The sequence below is a fragment of the Ilumatobacter sp. genome (assembly GCF_041688325.1).
Lineage (GTDB): Bacteria > Actinomycetota > Acidimicrobiia > Acidimicrobiales > Ilumatobacteraceae > Ilumatobacter_A.
The window spans coordinates 1-6,901 of record NZ_JBDNIJ010000414.1 but is presented as its reverse complement, the minus strand read 5'-3'; the positions used below and the strand labels follow the sequence as shown (position 1 = coordinate 6,901).

6 protein-coding genes and 1 pseudogene are annotated in these 6,901 nt (G+C 65.0%); 3 read left to right on the top strand and 4 right to left on the bottom strand.

Translation table 11 applies throughout. From position 1 onward, the window contains the following. The 3 genes and pseudogenes from ACH2EI_RS20360 to ACH2EI_RS20350 all read right to left on the bottom strand — a co-directional run. Nucleotides 1-402 (bottom strand): annotated as a pseudogene (locus ACH2EI_RS20360) (nucleotide sugar dehydrogenase); the annotation flags it as partial. Continuing rightward, entirely contained in the window at nucleotides 399-1,835 is a 1,437-nt protein-coding gene (locus ACH2EI_RS20355; RefSeq protein WP_395161401.1) for a glycosyltransferase, read from the bottom strand. The gene ACH2EI_RS20355 and the pseudogene ACH2EI_RS20360, both read right to left, overlap by 4 nt. Then, nucleotides 1,816-3,171 carry a glycosyltransferase gene (locus ACH2EI_RS20350; protein WP_395161399.1) on the bottom strand — a complete coding sequence of 452 codons (1,356 nt, stop codon included), beginning with the start codon at nucleotides 3,169-3,171 and terminating at the stop codon, nucleotides 1,816-1,818. The genes ACH2EI_RS20355 and ACH2EI_RS20350 overlap by 20 nt, the downstream gene beginning before the upstream one ends. Before the next feature lie 148 nt (nucleotides 3,172-3,319). On the opposite strand from ACH2EI_RS20350, the gene ACH2EI_RS20345 reads away from it, so the two are divergent. The 3 genes from ACH2EI_RS20345 (at nucleotide 3,320) to galE (ending at nucleotide 6,098) form a co-directional block, all read left to right on the top strand. Then, complete coding sequence (locus ACH2EI_RS20345; protein WP_395161397.1) at nucleotides 3,320-4,399, top strand: hypothetical protein; 1,080 nt, start codon at nucleotides 3,320-3,322, stop codon at nucleotides 4,397-4,399. A 275-nt stretch (nucleotides 4,400-4,674) separates the two neighbouring features. After that, nucleotides 4,675-5,091 (top strand): hypothetical protein, encoded by a 417-nt coding sequence (locus tag ACH2EI_RS20340; RefSeq protein WP_395161395.1) that lies wholly within the window; start codon nucleotides 4,675-4,677, stop codon nucleotides 5,089-5,091. 11 nt (nucleotides 5,092-5,102) lie between these two features. Next, complete coding sequence (gene galE / locus ACH2EI_RS20335) at nucleotides 5,103-6,098, top strand: UDP-glucose 4-epimerase GalE (protein WP_395161393.1); 996 nt, start codon at nucleotides 5,103-5,105, stop codon at nucleotides 6,096-6,098. 21 nt (nucleotides 6,099-6,119) lie between these two features. Here galE and ACH2EI_RS20330 read toward each other — a convergent pair. After that, nucleotides 6,120-6,901 (bottom strand): alpha/beta hydrolase family protein (locus tag ACH2EI_RS20330; RefSeq protein WP_395161391.1); only part of this gene is annotated, 782 nt, incomplete at its 5' end.

The window sequence follows — 6,901 nt, the reverse complement described above, 5'->3', positions numbered from 1 at the left end:
GCCGTCGGTCGTCCCTGGGTAAGTAGTCGACTCGAGGACCACAAGCATCCCTGCCCGCAACCGCGATGCGATGTCTCCCGCAGCCCCCGACACGGCACTCAGGTCGGGGGTCTGGTCTTCCTTCAACGGGGTCGGCACACAAATGACCGCCACGGCGGTCGTTGCCAGGCAGTCGGCGTTGGTCGTTGCGACGAATCCGCCGGCGAGCATCTCGGCGACCGTTGCGTCGCTCACGTCGTCGACGAGTGAACGGCCGCTGTTGAGCCCGTCGACGACGGCGGAGTTCAGGTCGAGCCCGACACAGCGCAGGCCAGCGCGTGATGCTTCGACCAACAACGGAAGGCCGACATAGCCGAGGCCGATGACCACGAGGTCGGTTGACGATGAGTTGAGTGCATTCACGATGTGCTTCTCTCAGATTCTGGTGGCCTCAACCGCCGCTGCGCCCGCCGGAGCCGTCTGCGGAGTACCGCAACAACTCCATCGAGGTGGTGGCGGATCGATTGGACCCGTGCAAGCAGCCCGCTCTTTTCCGGCACCAGCCGCACCTGTGAGGCATCGGCCACGCCGACGGGCAAGAGCTTAGGGGCGATCAGTGTGGACGCATCGCCGTTGCGCCCCGCCCGAATCGCCCTGGTGCGGACCACTTCAAGTACCGGCGTACCAGCGACACCGACGATCAACAGCGTGCCCAGGTTGCGCTCGACCAGTTGGCGCGTGATGGCAGCGGCGACTCCGGAGGGCCAATCCATCGGCGCGGTCAACGCGACCTGCGCAAACGCGGTAACAAACCGGTCATCGGGGAGCCCGATGCGGACGTTGACGTCATCTCCGTCGGCACGCCGAATCTGCGCGGCGAGAACGTCGGCATCGACAACGCCTGGATCGATATGCACCAAGAGCCGAGGCACCACCGGCACCGGGCTGCCAGCAGCAGGTCGCGCCCCTCTGAAGCGACCGATGGGAAGCAGCGCGTCAGCAAAAGGCGCACGAGCCTGGCGGATCGCAGCGACGCGCTCGCCACTCATGGTTCGGCCGCCCTGATGCCAATGCAGTGCACTTCGATCGGGGATCAAGAGGGCACCGTTGTTTTGTAACCGGTACCCGAACTCGATGTCTTCGATCCCGCGGACCCCAAGGTCGCAGAACCCCCCGACGCTTGCGTACTGCTCGGCGGACACCGCAAGCGACGCCCCGACCAGCGTTCGGAACATGTCACTCGACTCGTGCTGCAAATCGGCGCTCTCGCCGAAGGTCTGCTCGCGCCAATGCTGGTCATCGACTCGGCCGAGCTGGTCGAATGCTGCGAGGTCGTGGTCTCTGATCGCAACGTGCAGTTCAGCTTGCGACATTCCCGACATGTCCACGAAGCTCAGAAACCCGAACGGAACAACTGAGTCGCATCGTTCGAACCATCGGAGGTACGACTCGACCACACATCGGCTCGGCACCACGTCGACATCGAGGAAAAGCAGCACCTCGCCTGCCGCCGCGCTTGCCGCCAACGCCCGGGCACGGCCCGCAGCGAAACCGTCGACGTCCTGGCGTAACACCGTGACCGTAAACGGGACGTCGAGTTCCGACACGTTCAGCGGCGGCGATGACGAATCGTCGGCGACGATGACCTCGATGAGGTCTGCCGGGTAGGTCTGCAACGCCAGCGCCGACAGCGTCCGGCGCAACGTCTGGTCGGTCGATCGAGCCGGGATACACACCGAGACGCGGCGATGCGGGGTCCACATGGCCCCCGGCGGCGGACGCAACCGGCCCCATTCGTTGCCCGGCACCTGGTGCCGCGCGACTGCCGCAGTACGGCTAATCATCAACACCCTCACCCAAACCAGCATCGACAGCACAGAAGGACAGGTCGAGACCGGCCAGCACATCGGATGCCTGGCCAAGGAAATACTGGTCGTCGGCACTCCAGGTATGGCCGCTGCCGCTGCGCCGCAGCAGGTACTCGAAACCATGCGTCCGGTAGAGGAGCCCGCCCGAACGCTGCACGGCTTCAATCAGAAGGCGATCGACGTCGCGCGGGGCCGCAGCCCACCCGCCAACAGCGCGGAGCGTGGATGTTCGCAGTAACAAGGTCCCACCGGCCAACGTCGTGCTGTACTGCTCGGCACCCTGCGCAAACCGCCGGATGGTGAGGTCCATCGATTCGAGGCGAACGAATTCGGCAGCCTTGCCGACAAGATCCGCTCCCGAGTCCTCGAGTGCACCGACCAAGTCTTCGAGATGGTGGACGCCATACCAGTCGTCATCGTCCCACTTCGTGACCAGTTCGCCAGATGCACGGTCTGTGAGCGCCTGCAACACTGCGCCCAGCGGCAACGACTCGTCGAAGTGGTCGATCCTGACGGCATCACCCAGAATCTCGCGAGCGAGATCGGCGTCGCTCTCGGCCCACTTAGGCCCGTGCATGCCGATCAGTACCTCGTGCGTGCGAACGCTTTGGCGGGCAATCGTGCGGAGCGTGTACTCGAGATGCACCGGACGGTTGGTTGCGAGCAGCACGCTGATCGTGCGAGCCGGTGGGCCGTTACCAACGATGCGCCGCGCCGCCCTCCTGACCGCAATGGAATGGAGTTCGCGGTCGCGATCGTTGGTCAGCGACGCGGCATCCCTCGATGCGACAAGCGCGAGCGGGTCAGCATTCGGCCCCGGCCGATGATCGACGAGGACGGCGCCGGCCAAGCCGAGTTCGAGCATCGACGGCGCATCAGAGCGAGCCTGCTCGAAGCGCACACCGCGTGCGCGGTGCACGCGACGGACCACCCGCGCCGGTTGGCGCTTGCGGCCGGTTAGGTCGGCGAGATCGATCACCACACCGTCGTGATCCGGGTCGAAGCCGACTGCGTTGAAGATGCTCCGATCGGCCAGATCGGAGGTCGGCGTCTCCCAATTGCGGTGGCGCCGGCGGCGGGGCAGCCAACGCAGCACATCGCGACGCCGCGGCCGCCAACTGGCAGCACCACGGACCAACCGGCGGAGCCGAACGCCAATCGACAAGATTTGTTCCCGGGCCTGAAGCCGGTCGCGTCGAACCGAGCCCACTGATTCAGAACGATCGGCACGCACCGTCGACTGGGCAGTCGAGGCCAACTCGTCCATGTGGATCCACGGCCGTTCCCACGAACTGCCCGATGTCGAATCCGGACCTCCCGCCATCTGGCCACTGTAGCGCTCCCCTCTCTCGCACTGCCTCCCTCTCTCCCCCTCTGTCTCTCCCTGCCTCTCCCTCTGTCTCGCCTGGCTTCGCCGCGTTTGCATTGGAGATCGGCTCGACAGTTCAACCCCAGCGCTAAGGTGGCCAACAATGCCCCGCCGATGCGTCTTGCTGTGCACCAGCAACGGGGCAGGCCTGGGGCACGTTGCGCGCATGATGGCCGTCGCCGAGCAATTCGGCCCCGACATCGACTGCGTCCTCTTCACGCTGTCGGCCGGACTGCCGATTCCTGTCGAAGCTGGGCTGCGAGTCGAGCACCTCGCCTCAGCCGGGTACCTCGACGTCACCACCAACGAGTGGCACGAACTGCTCGAAGATCGCGTCGAGCAACTCATCAGCCGGTACCGGCCCGGCCTCGTCGTCTTCGACGGTGTCCACCCGTACCGCGGCCTGACCAATGCACTCGGACGTCGACGCTTCGGTGGCCGACCGACTCGAGTCTGGATGCGACGCGCCATGTGGAGGCCAGGCGTCGGTGACGACACGATCCAGTTCGCCGATCACTTCGACGAGGTGATTGAGCCTGGTGAGTACGGAGCCGAGTTCGACCACGGTGCAACGTCGAAGGTGCTCACAGGCGTGCACCGAATTCCACCGATCTGCTACGTCGGGCCGAACGAAAACCTCGATCGCGACGCCGCCTGCCACGAACTCGGGCTCGACGCTCAGGCCCTGAACGTCATGGTGCAGTTAGGGGCTGGCACGATCAACGACCTCGACTCGACGTTGGGGAGCCTGGTCGGCGAGCTGCAACGGGTCGGCACTCGCCCGTGCCTGGCGCGAAGCGTGCTCAGCGCGCCCGCCGACGACCCCGCTGGCGACATCTCGGTTGTCAGACAATTCCCGATCAGTCGGTACTTCGCGGCATTCGACTTCGCGGCGATCGCGCCCGGCTACAACTCATTCCATGAGGCGCTTTCGCTCGGACTTCCCTCAATTCTCGTCCCGAATCTGGCCACCAAGACCGATGACCAGGACGCACGGAGCCGATGGGCGCACGAGCAGGGGCTCGGCCTCCGTTGGGACGGATCCGACGAACAGACCCTGCAGGAAGCGGTCGCTGCGCTCACCGACGACGAACAGCGCGCAGGCATCCGAACTCGGCTCGCAGCACTGCGAACCGCCGACGGCAGCCGCACCGCGGCGCGGCTCATCGAGCGTTGGCTGTGAGCGCGCCGGACGAAGCTGACCCGCGCGGGCCGCGCGGGCGCAGCGCGTATCTCTGGCTGATCGAACAGGTTCCCGACCGGTACGAACCGCCTCTGCGCGACGCTGCAACGGCTGTCAGAAATGGTCGGGTGCAAATTCGGCTCTACAAGAGACGCTCGATTCGACAGTTTCGACGCGCCCTCCGGCGGTTACGACGCGCCCTCCGGCGATCCGAGCGCGCCTGGCAGCGACGCAGCCGTCAGGCAGCACGAACAGCCACCCGGACTCGGCTGGGCATGCTTCAGAGCCGGCCGAACGAGCAGCCGGCCGAAGAAATCACGTGGACACCACGTGGTCGTATTTCGCGAGCGGTGTTCAGGGCGACGGTCCGATTTCCGGGTCACGGCGAGTTCGTGGTCATCGATGCCACCGGACATCCGACCTCAGAGATTGTTGCGTGTCAGGATCGTCTCCCCCAACGGTTCCTCGTCGTCACCGACGCGCCATCGGTCGGAGCGCTACGAGCCGCCGGGATGCCGTACGAGTACCTGCCGACAGCGTCAGCCAACCATTGCGCCGAGACGTTTCGCGAACGGCTGTTGTGGCTCGACTACGTCTACGGCGTCGACCGGATCGAGCGACTGGACCACTACTTCGGCGAGTCGCCCGACGACACCGAGTTCCCGACGAACCACGCCGTCATCGACCAGTAACCTCGCCAGCCATGACCTCTCTCGACGGCACCGTTCTCGTCACAGGCGGCGCCGGGTATATCGGGTCCCACACCGTCCGTTCACTGCGCGCGGCCGGTCGCGATGTCGTTGTGTTGGATTCGCTCGAACTCGGACGCCGCGAGGCCGTCATCGACGCACCGCTCGTCGTCGGCAACATTGCAGATCAAGACCTCGTCACCGCCACATGCAACGAGTACGGCGTCACCCAACTCGTCCATTTCGCGGCCTACAAGGCGGTCGGAGAGTCGATGGAGAACCCTGCCAAGTATTGGCGCAACAACGTGGCAGGCACCGTCGAGCTCGTCGAGGCCTGCCTCGCCGCAGGCGTCAGCGACGTCGTGTTCTCATCGTCGTGCTCGGTCAATGGCACCCCCGAAACCGTTCCCGTCACCGAGGATGCCGCCATCCGCCCGGAGAGCGTCTACGCCGAGTCGAAGGCGATGGTCGAAAAGATCCTGTCGTGGTACGGCGTCACGAACGGCCTGAACTCGGTCAGCCTGCGGTATTTCAATGCGGCCGGGGCGAGCTTCGATGGGCGCATCGGAGAAGACTGGACCTACAGCTTCAACCTCATTCCATTGGCAATGAAGGCGGTGCTCCTCGACGACTATCAGCTCAACGTCTTCGGCGACGACTACGCCACGCCCGATGGCACCTGCATCCGCGACTACATCCACGTCGAAGACCTTGCCGATGCCCACGTCAAGGCCCTGACGTACCTCGGCAACGGTGGCGAGTCGACCGCCGTCAATGTCGGCACCGGAACAGGATCGTCGGTCTTCGAAGTGATCAATGCCACTGCGGCGATCGCGGGTCGCCCGGTTCGCCACGAGGTTGTTGCGCGCCGCGCGGGCGACCCTGTGTCGACCTACGCGAACCCCGATCATGCGCTCGAAACACTCGGCTGGTCAGCCAAGCATGATCTCGGCGCGATCGTGCAGACAGCGTACGAGTGGCACCTGAGCCAGCTCGACGGCAGCCGCTGAGCAACACTCCGGGTTCTGGCGTCAGACGATCTCAGCCGCCGGATGCACGGTCACCGACCGCATCCGATCGAGCCAGCCAATCAACACTGCGATCGCTCGCGGGTCGTGACGGAGACGGTGACCGGCACCGACGAACAAACTGAGCTCGGCATTGCCGTGCGCGTTGACGAGCTGGCGAGCATCAGACACGGGCACCGAGTCGTCTTCTTCGCCGTGCATCACCATCATCGGACGCGGGGCGAACCGACGAGCTGAGGCCACCGGCCGGAAACGCCGGAACTCGCGTGCCCACTCGTCAACCGACTCCGGAAACTGCGGCCGCTTGATCGCACCGATCTCACGCGCGTGCTCCAAGAATCGACGGGGATGATCGGCCCAGTCGTCGAAGTCGGCTCGCGGGCTGAGCAACCCGAGCGCGCTGACCCGAGGATCATCGGCGCCGACGCAGACCGCGATCGACCCACCGGTGTTCGTGCCGACCAAGATCACGCCCTTCGGCTCACTCACCCGCTCGAGATGTGAGATCGCGTTGCGGAGGTCGTCGACCCAGCCTTGCAGCGAGAAGTCACCTTCGCTGTCGCCGCATCCTCGAAAGTTAAACGTCATCGCCACGCAACCAAGACCGCTAGCAATGCGGTCGATCAGTTGAGGAAATGTTCCTCCCGACAATTGGGCATCGAGTGGACCGATCGGAAATCCGTGGCAGAGAATGACCCCGGGGCCGGGCCGCGCGTCACCGGTCGGCTGCGCAACATGACATGCGAGCGAGAGCCCGTTCGATTCGAACCGATCGTTCATCCCGG

Excerpts from the sequence above, each read along its gene's own strand:
- ACH2EI_RS20340 (WP_395161395.1), top strand. The coding sequence starts at position 4,675 with ATGCTTCAGAGCCGGCCGAACGAGCAGCCGGCCGAAGAAATCACGTGG.
- ACH2EI_RS20345 (WP_395161397.1), top strand. The coding sequence starts at position 3,320 with ATGCCCCGCCGATGCGTCTTGCTGTGCACCAGCAACGGGGCAGGCCTG.
- ACH2EI_RS20350 (WP_395161399.1), bottom strand. The coding sequence starts at position 3,171 with ATGGCGGGAGGTCCGGATTCGACATCGGGCAGTTCGTGGGAACGGCCG.
- galE (WP_395161393.1), top strand. The coding sequence starts at position 5,103 with ATGACCTCTCTCGACGGCACCGTTCTCGTCACAGGCGGCGCCGGGTAT.